This is a genomic window from Acidovorax sp. K2F, assembly GCF_025246485.1.
GTDB classification, from domain to species: Bacteria; Pseudomonadota; Gammaproteobacteria; order Burkholderiales; family Burkholderiaceae_C; genus Acidovorax; species Acidovorax delafieldii.
Genome location: NZ_JAOBSQ010000009.1, coordinates 1 through 17,354, shown reverse-complemented (window position 1 = coordinate 17,354; position 17,354 = coordinate 1). Strand labels below are relative to the sequence as shown.

Below are 17,354 nucleotides of genomic sequence, written 5' to 3'. Positions count from 1 at the left end.
GGTCAGGCCGCCAGACGGGACAAATCGGCCACGCGGTTCATGGCTTCGTGCAACGTCTTGAGCAGGCCCTGGCGGTTCAGGCGCAGGTCCAGCTGCTCGGCGTTCACCATCACGTCGTCAAAGAACGCATCCACGGGCGCGCGCAGCACGGCCAGGGTCTGCAGGCTGGCGGTGTAGTCGCCCGCGTCGAACTGGGCATTGGCCTCGGGCACAAAGCGCTGCAGCGCGGCGTACAGGTCCTGCTCGGCCTTTTCCTGCAGCAGGTTGGGGTTGACGTGGGCATCCACCGGGCCTTCGACCTCGGCCTTCTTGAGGATGTTGCCAACGCGCTTGTTGGCGGCTGCCAGGGCGGGGCTTTCGGGCAAGGCGGCAAAGGCACGCACTGCAGCCAACTGCTTCTCGACCAGGGCCAGGCGCTGCGGGCGCAGGGCCAGCACGGCGTCCACTTCTTGCGCGCTGTAGCCTTGCTCACGCAGGCTGCCGGCAAGGCGGTCGTAGATGAAGTCGGCCAGAGCGGGCGTGGCGTCGGTGATCTTGTCGCCAAAGGCAGGCACGGCACCGGCCAGCAGCGCGCTCAAGTCCAGCGGCAGGTCTTTTTCGACCAGCATGCGGATCACGCCCAATGCATGGCGGCGCAGCGCGAACGGATCGCGGTCGCCTGTGGGCAGGTTGCCGATGCCGAACATGCCGACCAGGGTTTCTAGTTTGTCGGCCAGCGCCACCACAACGCCGGCGGTGTTGCGCGGCAGAGCATCGCCCGCAAAGCGGGGCTTGTAGTGGTCTTCGATCGCGTTCGCCACGGTCTCGCCCAGGCCGTCGTTCAGGGCGTAGTAGCCGCCCATGATGCCCTGCAGCTCCGGGAATTCGCCCACCATATCGGTCACGAGGTCGGTCTTGGCCAGCTGTGCGGCCAGATCGGCATCCTGCACCAGTTGCGCGTCGCCCAGCTGGGATGCAATCGCCTTGGCAATGGCGCGCACGCGCTCCACGCGCTCACCCTGCGTGCCCAACTTGTTGTGATAGACCACCTTGCCCAGGCCCTCGACACGCGAGGCCAGGGTCTTCTTGCGGTCCTGGTCAAAGAAGAACTTGGCATCGGCCAGGCGGGGGCGCACCACGCGCTCGTTGCCACCGGTCACAAAGCTCGTGTCTTCGGGGCTGATGTTGCTGACCACCAGGAACTTGTTGGTCAGCTTGCCCGCGGCGTCCAGCAGCGGGAAGTACTTCTGGTTGGCCTTCATCGTGAGGATGAGGCACTCTTGTGGCACACCCAGGAACTGCTCTTCAAACTGGCAAATGACCACGTTGGGGCGCTCCACCAGCGCGGTCACCTCGTCCAGCAGGGCTTCGTCTTCGATGGGGCGGGCGCCGTTGCCCACCTTCGCAGCAGCCGCAGCCAGCTGGCGCACGATCTCGGCCTTGCGCTCGGCAAAGCTGGCGATCACGGCGCCGTCTTTTTGCAGCGTGGCGGCGTAGCTGTCGGCATCGGCCAGCACCACGGGCGACACGGCGGCTTCAAAACGGTGGCCGGTGGTGCTGTTGCCAGCGGTCAGGCCCAGCGCCTTCACGGGCACCACGGTGCTGCCATGCAGCGCCACCAGGCCGTGCGCGGGGCGCACAAAGTTCACGCTGCTCCAGCCGGGCAGTTCGCAGTCGGTTTCGAGCTGGTAGCTCATCACCTTGGGGATGGGGAGCTTGGCAATGGCTTCGTCCAGCGCCTTTTGCAAGCCCGCTTGCAACGTGGCACCGGGCACCACGCTGTCGTAGAACAGGGCTTCGGCCTTGCCGTCCTGCGCGCGCTTCAAGGCGGCTACAGCGGCTGCGGGGTTGGACACATCGGCGCCCAGCGCCTGCAGCTTTTTCAGCAGCGCAGGCGTGGCGTTGCCGTCCGCTTGAAGACCCACGGTCACGGGCATCAGTTTTTGCTGCACGGCCTTGTCGGCGGCCTTGTCGGCCACGGCGGTCACATGCGCGGCCAGGCGGCGGGGCGAGGCAAAGGGCGTGACCACCGAGGAGGCAGACGCCAGGCCCAGGGCCTTGAGCTGGTCGCCCAGCACGGTGGCGAAAGCATCGCCCAGCTTCTGCAGCGCCTTGGGCGGCAGCTCTTCGACAAACAGTTCAACGAGGAGGTTTTGGGTTGTCATCGTCATTTCTCTCACGCAGCCTTCTTCGTCATCTGTTCCACCCACTCGCGCGGCGCCATGGGGAAGCCCAGGCGCTCGCGGCTCTCGTAGTAGCTTTGCGCCACGGCACGGGCCAGGTTGCGGATGCGGCCGATGTAGGCAGCGCGTTCGGTCACGCTGATCGCGCCGCGCGCATCCAGCAGGTTGAAGCTGTGTGCGGCCTTGAGCACCTGCTCATACGCGGGCAGCGCCAGCTGCTGCTCCATGAGGTACTTGGCCTGCTTTTCGTGCGCGTTGAAGGCCGTGAACAAAAAGTCCGCGTCGCTGTGCTCAAAGTTGTAGGTGGACTGCTCCACCTCGTTTTGCTTGTACACGTCGCCGTAGCTCAGGGTGTCGGTCCACTTGAGGTTGTAGACGTTGTCCACGCCCTGCAGGTACATGGCCAGGCGCTCCAGGCCGTAGGTGATCTCGCCCGTGGCGGGCTTGCAGTCGATGCCGCCGACCTGCTGGAAGTAGGTGAACTGCGTGACTTCCATGCCGTTGAGCCACACCTCCCAGCCCAGGCCCCAGGCGCCGAGCGTGGGGTTCTCCCAGTCGTCTTCGACAAAGCGGATGTCGTTCTTTTTCAGGTCGAAGCCCAGGGCTTCGAGCGAGCCCAGGTACAGCTCCAGGATGTTGGCGGGTGCGGGCTTGAGCACCACCTGGTACTGGTAGTAGTGCTGCAGGCGGTTGGGGTTCTCGCCGTAGCGGCCGTCCTTGGGGCGGCGGCTGGGCTGCACGTAGGCGGCCTTCCAGGGCTCGGGGCCGATGGCGCGCAGGAAGGTGGCAGTGTGCGAGGTGCCTGCGCCCACTTCCATGTCATAGGGTTGCAGAAGGGCGCAACCCTGCGCGTCCCAGTAGGACTGCAGCTTCAAAATGATTTGCTGGAATGTCAACATGGCGTCTGTGGCTGAGGCACTGGCAAGCCAGGGCCTGGCAAGTAAGGGGAAAAAGAAGAAAACGCGGTGCGCGAGCCAAACCCAACGCCCGCCGCCCCATGGGCAACAAGGACGGGCATCGCGCGCGCAAACCGGTGATTTTACGGCGCGCAGCCGCGCGCGCTGCGGCAGCGCCAGCAACACCGGCCCGCGACCATGAAAAAAGGCCGGAGCCCTTTTGGAGCCCCAGCCTTCCCAACCAGTCACGCGAGCTATAAGCCGGTGCGTACCGGTGGCCACACGGGTGTGGCCGTCAACGCATGCATCGCGTCAAAGCATGGCGTTCTAACCTCGGAAACAGGGATCAATACTCCCAGAAAATGCGCTGCAGTTCCTTGCTGTCGTTGGTCTTGGTCAAAGCGACCATGGCCAGGATGCGGGCCTTTTGGGGGCGCAGGTCATGGGCCACCACCCAGTCGTACTTGTCGTCGGGCTGCTCGGCATTGCGCAGCACAAAACCATCGGGCACGCGGGCCGAACGGATGATCTGCACGCCCTGGCCACGCAAGGCCTTGAGCGAATCGACCGCCTGTGCGGCCACCGAGCCGTTGCCGGTGCCGGCATGGATCAGCGCCTTGACGCCGGCCTTGCCGTAGGCCTCGATGCCCGTGGTGTTCATGTTGCCGTAGCCGTACACGATGTCCACGGCGGGCAGCGCCTTGATGTCGTCGATGTTGAACTCGGAGTTGGTCGTGTGGCGCTTGACCGGCGCGCGGAACCAGTAGTTCTTGCCTTCCACCACCATGCCCAGCGGGCCCCACTGGCTCTTGAAGGCCTCGGTCTTGATGTTGATGGTCTTGCTCACGTCGCGACCGCTCTGGATCTCGTCATTCATCGTGACCAGCACGCCCTTGCCGGCAGCGTCCTTGCTGGCGGCCACGGTCACGGCGTCGTACAGGTTCAGCGCGCCGTCGGCCGACAGGGCCGTGCCGGGACGCATGGAGCCGACCACCACGATGGGCTTGTTGGTGCGCACGGTGAGGTTCAGGAAGTACGCGGTTTCTTCCAGGGTGTCCGTGCCGTGGGTGATCACGATGCCGTCCACGTCTGCCTGCTTGGCCAGGGCCGAAACGCGCTGGCCGAGGCGCAGCAGGTGCTCGTTGGTGAAGCTCTCGGAGGCGATCTGGAATACCTGCTCACCCGACACCTTGGCCACATTGGCCAGCTCAGGTAGGCCTGCCAGCAGCTTGTCCACCGGCACCTTGGCGGCGGCATAGGTTGCGCTGTTGGCGGCCGAGGCGCCCGCACCGGCAATGGTGCCCCCCGTGGCCAGCACTACCACATTGGGCTTGGCAGCCTGGGCCATGGCAACGGCGGAGGCAGCAGACAACAGCAAACCCGCGAGCCAGCGGCTGGCGGTGGGGGAGGAAGAAATGCGCATGAAGAGGTCTCCTGATTTTTTTGGGTGGCAGCACGCGTTGCGCCGCTTTATTCACAACCGCCGGTGAAGCGGTGCAGCATCCTATGAGAAACCAGAACACAGTCATGCGGAATAATTGACCCACCCTTATGAATTCAGCTCACACCCCAGAACTGCCGTTCGAAGGCCATGAAGTGCCCCTCGGCCACCGCCACAAGCCAACTCCGCCATGAACTTGAGACAACTGGAAGTTTTTCAGGCCGTGCTGCAAACCGGCAACATGAGCGCAGCGGCGCGGTTGCTGTGCATCACGCCCTCAGCAATCAGCAAGGCCGTGGCACACACCGAGTTGCAGCTGGGCTACCGGCTATTCAACCGCTCGCCGGCAGGCCTGACCCCGACGCCCGAGGCCCAGGTGCTGGCCACCGAGTCCACGGGCATTTACCGGCAGCTGGACGCCCTCAAGCGCACTGCGCGCAACCTGGCCACCAGTGATTCGGGCGATGTGCGGCTGGGCGCCATACCGTCCATCACGCACGAATTTCTGCCGCGCCTGCTGCAGCACCATGCCGAGCAGCATCCGCAGGTGGGCGTGGAGGTGCGCACCATCCACCAGGACCAGATGACCCAGGCCCTGCTCACGCGCAGCGTGGACTTTTGCCTGGGTTTCTACAAACACCCCCACCCACAAATCGCGAGCGATCTGCTGGTCAGTGGTCGCTTGTACCTGGCGGTCGCGACCAGCGTGTGGGCGCGCGCTCCCCGTGCCGCCAGCCCCGGTGCGCGGCTGGCGCAGGTGCCCGTGATCCGCCTGGTGGGCGACGACCCCATGCGCCAGGCGATTGACGAAATCGCACACCGCCTCGGCTCGCCTGCCGGGCCCGGCATCCAGGTGCAGACATCACGCCTCGCTTTGGAGCTGGTGCGCCGGGGCATGGGCTGGACGGTGGTGGACTTTCTCACCGCCAAGGGGCTGGACCCTGCACAGATGGTGGCACAGGAGCTGCACGAGCTGGCCCCCATGTCGCTGTACAGCTACCACGCGCGCGCCTTTCCGCCCGGTCTGCAGGCCACCCGCATGCTGAGCATGCTGCCCGCCTTGCTGCACGAGGCCCTGCAGCCCAACCCCAAGGCCCGTCAGGCGCTGACGGGCCGATAGAGCCGACAAAAAACGGCCTGCATGTCCAGAGACAGGCAGGCCGTTGCGGTGGGGAGTCCGCGCGGTCAGTGGTTCCAGCGGCGCAGCACCAGGCTGGCGTTGGTGCCACCAAAGCCGAAGCTGTTGGACAACACCGTGTTCAGCTGCGCATCGCGCGTTTGCGTGACCAGAGGCATGTCGCCCAGGGCCGGGTCAGGTGTCTCGACATTGGCCGAGCCGGCGATGAAGCCCTTGTTCAGCATGATCATGCAGTAGATGGCCTCCTGCACGCCCGTGGCGCCCAGCGAGTGGCCGGTGAGCGACTTGGTGGACGAGAACGGTGGCACCTTGTCGCCAAACAGGGCACGCATGGCGCGCACTTCCTGCATGTCGCCCACGGGGGTCGAGGTGCCGTGGGTGTTGATGTAGTCGATGGGGGCGTCCAGACCTTCCATGGCTTGCTGCATGCAGGCAATGGCACCGTCGCCCGACGGAGCCACCATGTCTTCACCGTCGCTGGTGGCGCCAAAGCCCACCACTTCGGCCAGGATGGTCGCGCCACGGGCCTGGGCGTGCTCCAGGCTCTCCAGCACCACGGCACCGCCGCCGCCAGCGATCACGAAGCCGTCGCGGTTCGCGTCGTAGGCGCGTGAGGCCTTCTCGGGCGTTTCGTTGTACTTGCTGGACATGGCGCCCATGCCGTCAAACAACAGCGACATGCCCCAGCTCAGCTCTTCGCCACCGCCTGCAAACATCACATCCTGCACACCCCAGGCGATCTGCTGCGCGGCCGCGCCGATGCAGTGGGCGGACGTGGAACAGGCCGATGTGATGGAGTAGTTGATGCCCTTGACCTTGAAGTTGGTGGCCAGGCACGCAGAAACCGTGGAGCTCATGCAGCGCGTGACCTGATAGGGCCCCACGCGGCGGATGCCTTTTTCGCGCAGCGTGTCGGCCGCTTCGATCTGGTTGGCGGGCGAGCCGCCACCCGACCCCATGATGAGGCCGGTGCGCGGGTGGCTGACTTGGCTTGGCGTGAGGCCTGCTTGCTGGATAGCGTCTTCCAGTGCGATCTGCGCATAGGCCGCCGCATCGCCCATGAAGCGCAGCTGCTTGCGGTCGATGCGCGCTTCGATATCGATCTCCGGGGCGCCGCCCACCTGGCTGCGCAGACCCAGTTCCTTGAACTTCTCCACGGCCTTGATGCCGCTGGTGCCCGCACGCAGCGAAGCTTCCACGGAGGCCAGGTCGTTGCCAATGCACGAGACGATGCCCGCGCCGGTGATGACTACGCGCTTCTTGGTGGTCATGCTGCGTCCTTACCGTCTTCCTCGCGCTTGAACAGACCCACGCGAAGGTCGTTGGCCACATAGATTTCCTTGCCATCGGCCAACAGGCGGGCATCGCCAATGGCCATGACCAACTTGCGCTTGATGACGCGCTTGATATCGATTTCGTAGGTGACCAGCTTCACGTCAGGGCCGACCTCGCCGGTGAACTTGACCTCGCCCGCACCCAGCGCGCGGCCCCGGCCCGGCAGTTGCAGCCAGGTCAGGTAAAAACCGATGAGCTGCCACATGGCGTCGAGCCCCAGGCAGCCAGGCATGACCGGATCGCCCTGGAAGTGGCAGGCAAAGAACCACAGGTCGGGTTTGACATCGAGCTCGGCGCGGATCTTTCCCAGCCCGTGCGCGCCACCATCGCTGTCGATGTGCGTGATGCGGTCAAACATCAGCATGGGTGGCAGCGGCAGACGCCCGCTGTCAGCGCCGAACAGCCGGCCCTCGCCCGAGGCGATCAGTTGTTCGTAGGAAAAGGAATCTGCCATTTTCAGTCGTGCTCCAGAACGGCGGATGGCCCGCCTCAAATCATCGTTTTACGCAACACCAGCCCCCGGTTGCGGGCCTCTATTATCAAGGCATAGGGAGCCGCCTCTAAACACGGGGGTGCGCAGGCCCCTGCGCCGCCGGGCGCAATGCCTGACCTGGATCAATTGCCACGCGGCCTGCTGCCCCTGCTGGCGACCATGGCCCCCATCAGCACCAGAGCCCCCAGCGCCCATAGCGGCCACAGCCCCCAGCGGGATACCCACCACGCGTAAGGCGTGATGGCCCAGCCACTTTGTGCGTCCAGCCCCCGGCCCTGCACCTCGCCCTTGAGCACTCCGCGCGTGTAGCGGGCCAGCTGGTACGTGACCACGCCCCGGTGGTCGATGATGACGGTGGCTCCCGTGTTGGTGGCGCGCACCATCGGGCGCTCGAATTCGAGCGCACGCATGCGGCTGATGTGCAGATGCTGGTCGATGGCCAGGGTGTCGCCAAACCAGCCGATGTTGCTGAAGTTGACAAACACCGTGGGGGCCTGGGCGGGGTCGATGAATCGAGCCCCCAACTCCTCGCCGAACAAGTCTTCGTAGCAGATGTTCGGCGCGATGCGCTGCCCCGCCACGGCAAACGACGCCTGGCCCACGGTCCCCCGGTTGAAATCGCCCAGAGGGATGTTCATCATGGCCGTGAACCACTTGAAAAACGGCGGAATGAACTCTCCAAATGGCACGAGGTGGTGCTTGTCGTAGCGATAGGGCTCTGCCTGGGTCGTGGCGCTCATGCCCAGCACGGAGTTGGTGTAGCCCTGCGCTTCATCCCCCAGCGGAATGCCCACCATGGCGGCCTGGGCCCCTTGCGCATAGCGTTGCTGGATGCCCTCCAGATACCCCGGAATGAGCTGCTGCGGCAGCAGCGGTATGGCGGTCTCGGGCGCCACCACCAGGTCAGCCTGGGCGTTGCGCAGGGCCTCGGCATACCACTGCAGGGCCACGGGCACGCCGCTGCCGGACTGGAACTTTTCGTCCTGAGGGATATTGCCCTGCAGCAGCTCCAGGCTCAGGGGGGGCGCTGCGCGCCGTGCCGGGGTGTGGCACAGATTGACCGCGCACAGCCGGTCCACCGTGGCCCAGGCCAGCAGGCCGCCCGCCGCCAGCACCAGCGCCCACCAGCGCGCGTTGCGCAGATCGGTGGCACGCACCTGCACCACGCCCATCGCCAACGCCGCAGCCACCGCGCTGATGCCATACACCCCCATGTGGCGGGCCAGCACGGCGAGCGGCCCATCCACATGCGCGTAGCCGCCAGCACCCCACGGGAACCCCGTCCACCAGACGCCCCGTGCCAGTTCGGCCAGCAGCCACAGCGCTCCGAAAAGAAGAGCACTCCCGGCACGATTCATCGGCGCATACCGGCAAAACAAAGCCAAAGCCGCCGCGTAGTAGCTGGCCAGAAAGGCAGCGAGCCCCAGCACCGCTGCCACGGCCAAAGGCGCGGGCAGGCCGCCATAAGAATGCATGGAAATGAACAGCCACCAGAAAGTGCCTGCCAGCCAGGCGGTGGCAAACAACCCACCCACGAGCGCACCGCGCCGCCAGGGCGCAGCGACGCGCTGGTGCTCCACAGCGAAAGGCCGCACCATCCAGGCGAGTGCAGCCATCGAAGCCAGCTGCAGCCACCACAAGGGTTGGCCGCTGCCCGGCCAAGCCAGCGAGGCCGCCTGGGCCAGGCCCGCCGCCAGTGCCAGCAGCAGTTGCGGCAGCAGCGGCCCGCCCGCCATCCGAGAGCGCCGCGACATCAGCCGTCGGAGGGAGTGTCTTCGACCCTGGACACCTTGAACCAGCGCACCGCCCCGCCCTTGGTGTGCAGCACCACAAAATGCAGGCCGCTGAGCTGCAGATGCTCACCGCGCTTGGGCACATGGCCCATTTCGTGGGCAATCAGGCCGCCGATGGTGTCGAAATGCTCGTTGGGGTCGCTACCCACGATGGTCACCTCAAAGGCCTCGGCCACACGCTCGATGGGGGTGTCACCACTCACACGGTAGGTCCGGTCGGCCAGGCCAAAGATATCGCCATCGTCTTCGGGGATGTCGAACTCGTCCTCGATCTCGCCGACGATCTGCTCCAGCACGTCTTCGATGGTGATGAGCCCGGCCACGCGGCCAAACTCGTCGATCACGATGGCCAGGTGGTTGCGGTTGCCACGGAACTCGCGCAGCAGGTCGTTCAGGCCTTTGCTTTCGGGCACAAACGCTGCCGGGCGCAGCAACGCACGGATGTTCAGCTCGGGCGCCCGCTGCAGCTTGAGCAGGTCCTTGGCCATCAGGATGCCAATGATGTTCTCGCGCTCGCCCTGGTAGACCGGAAACCGTGAATGCGCGGTGCTGATCACCAGGTGCAGCAGCTCATCGAAAGGCGCGTCAATGTTGACGAGGTCCATGCGCGGTGCTGCCACCATCACATCGCCCGCCGTCATGTCGGCCATGCGGATCACGCGCTCCAGCATCACGCGCGATTCGGCGCCGATGACCTCGTTGTCCTCGGCCTCGGCCAGGGTTTCGATGAGTTCTTCCGTGGAGTCCGGCCCAGGATGGATGAACTCGGCCACTTTCTGCAGGAAGGTGCGCTTGTCTTCCCTCTCGGGCGGTCGCCCGGGGTGCGCGGGGTGCGGGTCAGACACTGTCTGGAGTGCAGGACGTGCGGTAGTGAATCAGGCCCCTAGGATAGCGGATTGCCGTGACAGCCGGCCACCACCGGCGTCACGGCCGCGGGTGCGACCGCAACGGATCACTCGGCCGACTGGTGGCGCGCGTGTTGCACGCCGCTGCGCACTTCCTGCACATTGGCCAGAAAGTCCCAGAACTGCTTGGCCTGCTTTTTGAGCTGGTAGTCCACCTCGGCGAACTGCTGCTCGACCATCTCGGTCATGCGCGTGTCGAGGCTGGCGGGTGGAATCTGCAGATAAGCCTCGGACTCGGACCCGTCGCGGCGCACGGTGGCACCGGCGTTGCGCGCGATCTTGAGCATCGCGGTGTTTTCGGACAACGCATGGATAAACACCATGTTCACGCCCTCATTGCGCGCATGCATCACGGCACGCTCGAACAGGCGCGCACCAAAGCCGCGACCCCGTGCCTGCTTGAGCACGGACACACCGAATTCAGCACACGGCTTGTGTTCGGGGTTTTCCGAAAACGCCAGGTGGGCCATGGCGATGAGCTCAAGGCGGCGGTTGTAGATGCCAAAGATTTCATCGCGCTCGAAGTTGAGCTGCTCGGCGTAGCGGCGGATCTGTTCGTCGTTGGCGGCATAGCCAAAGCGCAGGTAGCGGTCTGCAGGCTCCAGCTGCAGCAGGTGCTGGGTGATCCGCTCCCGGTAGGAGGGGCCCAGGGAGCGGATAGGAACCATCACGGGCGTCTCCTGCTGGTGGATGTGAATGTCAGAGGCAGAAGAGCCGCTGGTTACCGGGCGCAGCAGGTCCCGGCCTGCGTACCAGGATGCCTTGAGCCAGTCTTTGGTTGCGAACATGTCGCCAAATATAAGGGTTTTCCCTCATTTTTTCCAGTCCAAATTGCTGCGCCGCAACAAAATAGTGATCCTGCTCAAAATGCGGAAAAATCGGCTCCAAGCGCTGGAAGATCATGCCTCAATAGCTATCAATTTGAGAGTATTCAAGCCCCAGATCCCCCTTGCACGGGTCGCAGACGCGACGGCTGGGGTGGCTGCACCCCCGTCTGCGCCAAGCCTTCTCTGCACGGGGCGGAGCGTAAAGCGCGGACCGCCTTACAGCAACCTCCACCACATCAACAGACGCCACAGGGAGTCACGCCCGTGACTTGCACAGGCCCTGTCAACGAGTGAAGGCCTGTGTTGGACTACACCGGCACAGCCGTCGTCGCCTTCACGCGGTCGAGCACAAAACTGGTCTTGCAGTCCTGCACGCTGGGGTGCTTGAGCAGCGTGTCCATGATGAAGCGGCTGTAGTGCGCCATGTCGGCCACCACCACGCGCAGCAGGTAGTCCATTTCGCCGGTGAGCGATGCGCACTCCACCACCTCGGGCCAGGTCTGCACGCTGGCGCGGAACAGGTCCATGGGGTTGCGCTTGTGGCTCTCCGTGTGTTTTTCCAGCCGCACGTTCAGGTACGCCGTGAGTCCCAGCCCCACCGCTTCGGGCTGCACCAGGGCCACGTAGCGGTGGATCACGCCGCTGTCTTCCAGCCGCTTGACGCGGCGCAGCACGGCGCTGGGCGACAGGCCCACCTGTTCTCCGATGACGTCGTACGTCTCGCGGCCGTTGTCCTGCAGGCGGCGCAGGATGGCGCGGTCCAGCTTGTCGAGTGCGTCAAATGCTTTCATGACGCAGGATTTTACGAACAACTGCGTGATTTCTGCATGGTGCGCTGCACACACGGGTATGTCCCGATAGTGACTCCATGGCCCGAATACAAAAATTGATCTCGCAAAAAAAGAACGGTCGTTCGTTTTTGCGAGCATAAGAAACCATACCAACGGAGACAAACACATGACCGGATTTTTCAGCCGCTTTTTGCGGCGACTGGTGCTGGCAGCAACGGCGGGGTTGCTGCTGCTCGGCGTGGGCGCGCAGGCGCAGACGGGCTACACCCAGACGCGCTACCCCATCGTGCTGGTGCATGGCCTGTTCGGCTTTGACTCGGCCCTTGGGATCGACTACTTCTACGGCATCCCCGACGCACTGCGCCAGGGCGGCGCCAAGGTCTACGTCGCCCAGGTCTCGGCCGCCAACAGCACCGAGGTGCGCGGCGAGCAATTGCTGGCGCAGGTCAAGACCATCCTGGCGCTGACCGGGGCCCCCAAGGTGAACCTGGTAGGCCATTCGCACGGCGGCCCCACCACCCGCTATGTGGCGGGCGTGGCGCCGCAGCTGGTGGCATCGGTCACCTCGATTGGCGGCGTGAACCGGGGTTCGCGCGTGGCCGACATCCTGCGCGGCGTAGCGCCCGCGGGCTCGGTGTCCGAAGCCGTGGCCAGCGCCGCCGCCAAGGCGCTGGTGGGCCTGATCAACCTGACCTCCGGCGGCACCGGCCTGCCCCAGATGCCCACGGCGGCGCTGGACTCGCTGACCACGGCCGGCTCGGCCAAGTTCAACAGCCGCTTTCCGCAAGGCGTGCCCACCTCCGGCTGCGGCAGCGGCGCCGAGCTGGTGAACGGTGTGCGCTACTACTCCTGGACCGGCACCCTGCCCCTGACCAACGTGCTCGATGCCAGCGACGCCCTGCTGGCCACGCTGAGCCTGACCTTTGGCGAAGCCAACGATGGCCTGGTGTCGGCCTGCTCGTCGCGCTTGGGCAAACACCTGGGCGACTACCGCCAGAACCACCTCGACGAAGTCAACCAGCTGCTGGGCCTGCGCGACTGGTTCTCCACCGACCCCGTGACGCTGTACCGCCAGCACGCCAACCGACTCAAGCAACAAGGCCTGTAAGCCATGGCCCAGCCCTCGCGCACCTGGGCGGTTGCCGCCGCAGTCCTGGCCCTCACCACGGTCGCCGTGGTGTGGTGGCTGGGAGGCCCTGCCGGGTTGGGCGCGGGGGATACCCACCCATCGCCGGCGGGGGCGGCCGCCGCCTCCGCCGGTGCCCAGGTACAACCCTCGCCAGCACAGGGCGCGGACCACAGTTTTTTTGCACGCCGCCGCGCCATCACCACCGACGGCCCGGCCGACCCCCTGCTGGTGCACGGCCTGCGCGACACGCTGGAAGCCCTGCTGATGGAAGCGGGCGACGCCAGCGACCCAGCCACGCTCAAACAGCGCCTGGCCGCGCTGGTCAACCGGCATTTCCCCGCCGCCCTGGCCACGCGAGCCCTGGCACTGGCCGAGCGCTACGTGGACTACCGTGTGGCCCTGGGCAGCCTGCGTGCGCCGCAGGACCTGACCGACCCACGCGCGCTGCGCGACGCGCTGGAGGCGCGCCACAAGGTGCGCCTGCAGTTTTTTGACGACGCCGAATACGACGCCCTGTTTGCCCGCGAGGCCGACCTGGACCGCTACACTCTGGCGCGCCTGGAGATTGAGCGCAACACCCAGCTCAGCCCCGAGCAGCGCGCCCAGGCGCTGCAGGCGGCCGACAACGAACTCTCCACCGAGCGCCGCGCCGAACGCAGTGCCGCCACCGCTCACATGGCGGCCGCCGCGCAGACGGCCGCCTTCAACGCCAGCAACGCCGACGAGCGCAGCCGCTACGCCACCCGCAGCGCACAGTACGGCCCGGCAGCCGCCCAGGCCATGGCGCAGCTGGACCGGGAGGAACAGCACTGGAACCAGCGCCTCGACCAATACAGCCAAGCCCGCATCCAGCAGGGCGAGGGCCCCGGCCTGCAGCAATTGCGCCAGCAGCTCTTTTCGTCCGAGGAGCAACAACGCATTGACGCCGCCCTGGCGCTGCGCCGGCTCAACGCGGGCACCTCGGGCTCATAGGGACCTTTTGTCGACCACGCAGCGCTGCGACGGCCAGCCCGGCCCAATGCGCCGTCAGACTGCGCGAAATTTTGACCATTCACAAGATTCCTGCAAATCAAAGGCCAAAGCCTCTTGATTTCGCCAGAAACATGAGGCAGGCCGCGCCTACAGTCCATGACATTCATCAACGAATGCCGGAGACACCCCATGAATGCCGCCTTGCCGCAAGAAACCGCCGCCCAGCTCGAAGCCTGGGACAACCCCATGGGCCTGATGGGCTTCGAGTTCGTCGAATTCACCTCGCCCCAGCCCGGCGTGCTGGAGGCGGTGTTTGAAAAGCTCGGTTTCACCCTGGTCGCCAAGCACCGGTCCAAGGATGTGGTGCTGTACCGCCAGAACGGCATCAACTTCATCCTGAACCGCGAGCCCCACAGCCAGGCCGCCTACTTTGGTGCCGAGCATGGCCCCTCCGCCTGTGGCCTGGCCTTCCGTGTGAAGGATGCGCACAAGGCTTACAACCGCGCGCTGGAGTTGGGCGCCCAGCCCATCGAGATCCCCACCGGCCCCATGGAACTGCGCCTGCCCGCCATCAAGGGCATTGGCGGTGCGCCGCTGTATTTGATTGACCGGTTTGAAGACGGCAAGTCCATCTACGACATCGACTTTGAATTCATCGAAGGCGTGGACCGGCGCCCCGTGGGCTACGGCCTGAACCTCATCGACCACCTCACGCACAACGTGTACCGCGGCCGCATGGGCTTCTGGGCCAACTTCTACGAGAAGCTGTTCAACTTCCGCGAGATCCGCTACTTCGACATCCAGGGCGAATACACGGGCCTCACATCCAAGGCCATGACCGCGCCTGACGGCAAGATCCGCATCCCGCTGAACGAAGAGTCCAAGCAGGGTGGCGGCCAGATCGAAGAATTTTTGATGCAATTCAACGGCGAGGGCATTCAGCACATCGCGCTGATCTGCGACAACCTGCTGGACGTGGTGGACAAGCTGGGCATGGCCGGCGTGCAGCTGGCCACCGCGCCCAACGAGGTCTATTACGAAATGCTGGACACCCGCCTGCCCGGCCACGGCCAGCCGGTGCCCGAGCTGCAGTCGCGGGGCATCTTGCTGGACGGCACCACGGCCGACGGCACGCCCCGCCTGCTGCTGCAGATCTTCTCCACCCCCATGCTGGGCCCGGTGTTCTTTGAATTCATCCAGCGCGAGGGCGACTACCGCGACGGCTTTGGCGAAGGCAACTTCAAGGCGCTGTTCGAATCGCTGGAGCGCGACCAGATCCGCCGTGGCGTGCTGAACACGTAAGACATCGGACATCCAGGGTTAACCCTGCACAGGTGCCTATACTGCGCGCTCCCCGGAACTCAAAAGGATCCCGATGTCGCTCCGTAGCACCCTGTTCAGCACCCTTCTGGCCAGTGCGGCCACTGTCGCGCTGGCGCAGAACCCGTCTGCCCCGCTCACCATCGTGGTGCCCTACCCCGCTGGTGGTCCGCTGGACACCTCGGCCCGCATCGTGGCCGACGGTGCCGCAGCCCAGTTGGGCTCCATCACCGTGGAGAACAAACCGGGGGCAGGTGGCAATACCGGCGCCGACCAGGTCGCCAAGGCCGGGAAGACCAGCAACCAGGTGTTGATGGGCGCCGTGGCCACGCACGCGGTGAACCCCTGGCTGTACAAGAACTTCCCCTACAACGCACTCAAGGACTTCAAACCCCTCGTCCTCGTGGCGCGCACGCCCAATGTGCTGGTGGTGAACGCGGAGCAGGCGGCCAAGCTGGGCATCAAGACCACGCCCGACCTGGTGCAGTACCTCAAGAAGAACCCGGACCAGGCCAAGTACGGCTCGGGCGGCAACGGCAGCATCGGCCACATCTCGGCCGAGATGTTCAAGTCGCTCACAAACACCCGGATGGGCCACACGCCGTTCCAGGGCTCGAAGCCCGCGCTCGCCGCGCTGGAATCCGGCCAGGTGCTGATGGTGTTTGACAACCTGGCCTCGGCGCTGCCGCAGATCCAGTCGGGCAAGCTGCTGGCGCTGGGTGTGACCACCCTCAGCCGCAACGAGGCGCTACCGAAAGTGCCCAGCATCAACGACAGCGTGCAGGGCTTCAACGTGTCCACCTGGTTCGGCCTGTTCGCGCCCGCCTCGCTGCCCGATGCCGACGCGCGCCGCTACGCCAATGCGTTCTCGGCAACGATGCATTCGCCCGCTGGCAAGGAGAAGTTCAAGAAGATGGGTATCACGCCCGAAGAGCTGACGCTCGACGGGTTTGCGCAGTTTGTGCGCTCGGAAAACAGCAAGTACGACTTCCTGATCCGGGCCGCAAAGATCAAGATCGATTAGCAGCCGCGTGGGCTGGTGCGCACCCCCGTCGCGGTGCGCCGACCATGGCGGCAAAGGAGAAAAAAATGGGACAAGCCCCTGTCGTCTATGGCCAATCCACCCGCCCACCGCGTGGCGACTACTCGCGTGCCAACGCGGACTACACCTGCCCGCAGGACTACGCGGCCTACACCGCCGCCGACCACGACACCTACCGCCGTCTGTACGAGCGCCAGCGCGCCCTGCTGCCGGGCCTGGCCAGCCAGGCGTTCATCGACGCTCTGCCCTCGCTGGGCGCCAGCGACCGCATTCCGCGCTTCGAAGAGGTGAACGAGCGCCTGTACAAGGCCACAGGCTGGGAGCTGGTGGGCGTGCCGGGATTGATCCCCGAGGTGCCCTTTTTCACCTTGCTGGCCAACCGTAAATTCCCGGTGACGGGCTGGATCCGCAAGCCCGAGGAGTTCGAATACATCGTCGAGCCCGACATTTTTCATGACCTGTTCGGGCATGTGCCGCTGCTGTTCAACCCGGTGTTTGCGGACTATGTGCAGCGCTACGGCCAGGGCGGGCTGAAGGCGCAGGGGCTGGGGTCGTGCGAGATGCTGAGCCGCTTGTACTGGTACACGATCGAGTTCGGGCTGATCCGCGAAGCGGGGCAGTTGCGGGCCTATGGCGCGGGCATTTTGAGTTCGTCGGGCGAACTGGCGTACTCAGTGCAGAGCCCGGAGCCACAACGCATTCCGCTGCAACTGGAGCGCACCATGCGCACGCGGTACAAGATCGATACGTACCAGCAGACGTATTTTGTGATTGACAGTTTTGAGCAGCTGTTTGAGATGACGGCGGCGGACTTTGCGCCGATTTATGAGCGGCTGCGGGGGTTGCCAGAGTTTGCAGCGGATGAGCGGGAGGCTGTGGCGGCTTGATTTCTGGTGGTATTGGCTGCTAGCGCTAGTGAATCATTCCTTGAAAGCTACATATTTAATAGCACTTCTTCTGCATTCAGCAATACCTGACTGAGGTTGTTGGAGCTTGTGGATGAATCGGTCTCTGTGCCTGGTTTGAGGGCGGAGGCCGGGAGTCGCCCGGCATGCGAGTCCCTTTCTTTCGCGTCGCCGAAAGAAAGGAACCAAAGAAAGGGCGACCCCA

The 17,354-nt window shown here is 65.0% G+C and carries 15 protein-coding genes; 6 read left to right on the top strand and 9 right to left on the bottom strand.

The genetic code is table 11. The features are described from left to right. Nucleotides 1-2: 2 nt before the first annotated feature. The 3 genes from glyS to N4G42_RS03620 form a co-directional block, all read right to left on the bottom strand. Entirely contained in the window at nt 3-2,144 is a 2,142-nt protein-coding gene (gene glyS, locus N4G42_RS03630) for a glycine--tRNA ligase subunit beta (RefSeq protein ID WP_260666206.1), read from the bottom strand. Nucleotides 2,145-2,155: 11 nt separating this feature from the next. After that, nucleotides 2,156-3,061, bottom strand: coding sequence for a glycine--tRNA ligase subunit alpha (gene glyQ, locus N4G42_RS03625; protein WP_010462637.1), 906 nt, complete (start codon nt 3,059-3,061; stop codon nt 2,156-2,158). A gap of 343 nt (nt 3,062-3,404) precedes the next feature. Further along, entirely contained in the window at nt 3,405-4,481 is a 1,077-nt protein-coding gene (locus N4G42_RS03620) for a type II asparaginase (protein ID WP_099731311.1), read from the bottom strand. 208 nt (nt 4,482-4,689) lie between these two features. On the opposite strand from N4G42_RS03620, the gene N4G42_RS03615 reads away from it, so the two are divergent. Continuing rightward, the gene (locus N4G42_RS03615; protein WP_260666205.1) at nt 4,690-5,619 is read left to right on the top strand and encodes a LysR family transcriptional regulator; all 930 of its coding nucleotides are present in this window, start codon (nt 4,690-4,692) and stop codon (nt 5,617-5,619) included. A 65-nt stretch (nt 5,620-5,684) separates the two neighbouring features. Here N4G42_RS03615 and fabB read toward each other — a convergent pair whose 3' ends face one another. From fabB to N4G42_RS03585, 6 genes are all read right to left on the bottom strand, one after another. Beyond that, nucleotides 5,685-6,908: a beta-ketoacyl-ACP synthase I gene (gene fabB / locus N4G42_RS03610; protein WP_108499965.1), complete on the bottom strand. Its 1,224-nt coding sequence runs from the start codon at nt 6,906-6,908 to the stop codon at nt 5,685-5,687. Continuing rightward, a complete protein-coding gene (fabA, locus tag N4G42_RS03605; RefSeq protein WP_008907199.1) occupies nt 6,905-7,426 on the bottom strand; it encodes a 3-hydroxyacyl-[acyl-carrier-protein] dehydratase FabA in 522 nt (173 codons plus the stop codon). Before fabA ends, fabB begins: the two co-directional genes overlap by 4 nt. Nucleotides 7,427-7,587: 161 nt before the next feature. After that, the gene (gene lnt, locus N4G42_RS03600; RefSeq protein ID WP_260666204.1) at nt 7,588-9,219 is read right to left on the bottom strand and encodes an apolipoprotein N-acyltransferase; all 1,632 of its coding nucleotides are present in this window, start codon (nt 9,217-9,219) and stop codon (nt 7,588-7,590) included. Continuing rightward, entirely contained in the window at nt 9,219-10,103 is an 885-nt protein-coding gene (locus N4G42_RS03595; RefSeq protein ID WP_099731314.1) for an HlyC/CorC family transporter, read from the bottom strand. Before N4G42_RS03595 ends, lnt begins: the two co-directional genes overlap by 1 nt. A gap of 107 nt (nt 10,104-10,210) precedes the next feature. Continuing rightward, entirely contained in the window at nt 10,211-10,951 is a 741-nt protein-coding gene (locus N4G42_RS03590; RefSeq protein ID WP_056059504.1) for a GNAT family N-acetyltransferase, read from the bottom strand. Between the two features lie 347 nt (nt 10,952-11,298). After that, the gene (locus N4G42_RS03585; protein WP_015012403.1) at nt 11,299-11,781 is read right to left on the bottom strand and encodes an Lrp/AsnC family transcriptional regulator; all 483 of its coding nucleotides are present in this window, start codon (nt 11,779-11,781) and stop codon (nt 11,299-11,301) included. Nucleotides 11,782-11,947: 166 nt separating this feature from the next. On the opposite strand from N4G42_RS03585, the gene N4G42_RS03580 reads away from it, so the two are divergent. The 5 genes from N4G42_RS03580 (at nt 11,948) to phhA (ending at nt 17,131) form a co-directional block, all read left to right on the top strand. Continuing rightward, nucleotides 11,948-12,889 carry an esterase/lipase family protein gene (locus N4G42_RS03580; protein WP_099731316.1) on the top strand — a complete coding sequence of 314 codons (942 nt, stop codon included), beginning with the start codon at nt 11,948-11,950 and terminating at the stop codon, nt 12,887-12,889. Nucleotides 12,890-12,892: 3 nt separating this feature from the next. Beyond that, complete coding sequence (locus N4G42_RS03575; protein WP_260666202.1) at nt 12,893-13,882, top strand: lipase secretion chaperone; 990 nt, start codon at nt 12,893-12,895, stop codon at nt 13,880-13,882. 189 nt (nt 13,883-14,071) lie between these two features. Then, nucleotides 14,072-15,184 carry a 4-hydroxyphenylpyruvate dioxygenase gene (hppD, locus tag N4G42_RS03570; protein WP_260666201.1) on the top strand — a complete coding sequence of 371 codons (1,113 nt, stop codon included), beginning with the start codon at nt 14,072-14,074 and terminating at the stop codon, nt 15,182-15,184. A 73-nt stretch (nt 15,185-15,257) separates the two neighbouring features. Then, nucleotides 15,258-16,226 (top strand): Bug family tripartite tricarboxylate transporter substrate binding protein, encoded by a 969-nt coding sequence (locus tag N4G42_RS03565; protein WP_260666200.1) that lies wholly within the window; start codon nt 15,258-15,260, stop codon nt 16,224-16,226. Nucleotides 16,227-16,291: 65 nt separating this feature from the next. Then, nucleotides 16,292-17,131, top strand: coding sequence for a phenylalanine 4-monooxygenase (phhA, locus tag N4G42_RS03560; protein WP_260666199.1), 840 nt, complete (start codon nt 16,292-16,294; stop codon nt 17,129-17,131). Nucleotides 17,132-17,354: the final 223 nt, after the last annotated feature.

What these genes read in the sequence shown, in the direction of transcription:
- glyS (WP_260666206.1), bottom strand. Translation starts at nt 2,144, where the DNA reads ATGACAACCCAAAACCTCCTCGTTGAACTGTTTGTCGAAGAGCTGCCG.
- glyQ (WP_010462637.1), bottom strand. Translation starts at nt 3,061, where the DNA reads ATGTTGACATTCCAGCAAATCATTTTGAAGCTGCAGTCCTACTGGGAC.
- N4G42_RS03620 (WP_099731311.1), bottom strand. Translation starts at nt 4,481, where the DNA reads ATGCGCATTTCTTCCTCCCCCACCGCCAGCCGCTGGCTCGCGGGTTTG.
- N4G42_RS03615 (WP_260666205.1), top strand. Translation starts at nt 4,690, where the DNA reads ATGAACTTGAGACAACTGGAAGTTTTTCAGGCCGTGCTGCAAACCGGC.
- fabB (WP_108499965.1), bottom strand. Translation starts at nt 6,908, where the DNA reads ATGACCACCAAGAAGCGCGTAGTCATCACCGGCGCGGGCATCGTCTCG.
- fabA (WP_008907199.1), bottom strand. Translation starts at nt 7,426, where the DNA reads ATGGCAGATTCCTTTTCCTACGAACAACTGATCGCCTCGGGCGAGGGC.
- lnt (WP_260666204.1), bottom strand. Translation starts at nt 9,219, where the DNA reads ATGTCGCGGCGCTCTCGGATGGCGGGCGGGCCGCTGCTGCCGCAACTG.
- N4G42_RS03590 (WP_056059504.1), bottom strand. Translation starts at nt 10,951, where the DNA reads ATGTTCGCAACCAAAGACTGGCTCAAGGCATCCTGGTACGCAGGCCGG.
- N4G42_RS03585 (WP_015012403.1), bottom strand. Translation starts at nt 11,781, where the DNA reads ATGAAAGCATTTGACGCACTCGACAAGCTGGACCGCGCCATCCTGCGC.
- N4G42_RS03580 (WP_099731316.1), top strand. Translation starts at nt 11,948, where the DNA reads ATGACCGGATTTTTCAGCCGCTTTTTGCGGCGACTGGTGCTGGCAGCA.
- N4G42_RS03575 (WP_260666202.1), top strand. Translation starts at nt 12,893, where the DNA reads ATGGCCCAGCCCTCGCGCACCTGGGCGGTTGCCGCCGCAGTCCTGGCC.
- hppD (WP_260666201.1), top strand. Translation starts at nt 14,072, where the DNA reads ATGAATGCCGCCTTGCCGCAAGAAACCGCCGCCCAGCTCGAAGCCTGG.
- N4G42_RS03565 (WP_260666200.1), top strand. Translation starts at nt 15,258, where the DNA reads ATGTCGCTCCGTAGCACCCTGTTCAGCACCCTTCTGGCCAGTGCGGCC.
- phhA (WP_260666199.1), top strand. Translation starts at nt 16,292, where the DNA reads ATGGGACAAGCCCCTGTCGTCTATGGCCAATCCACCCGCCCACCGCGT.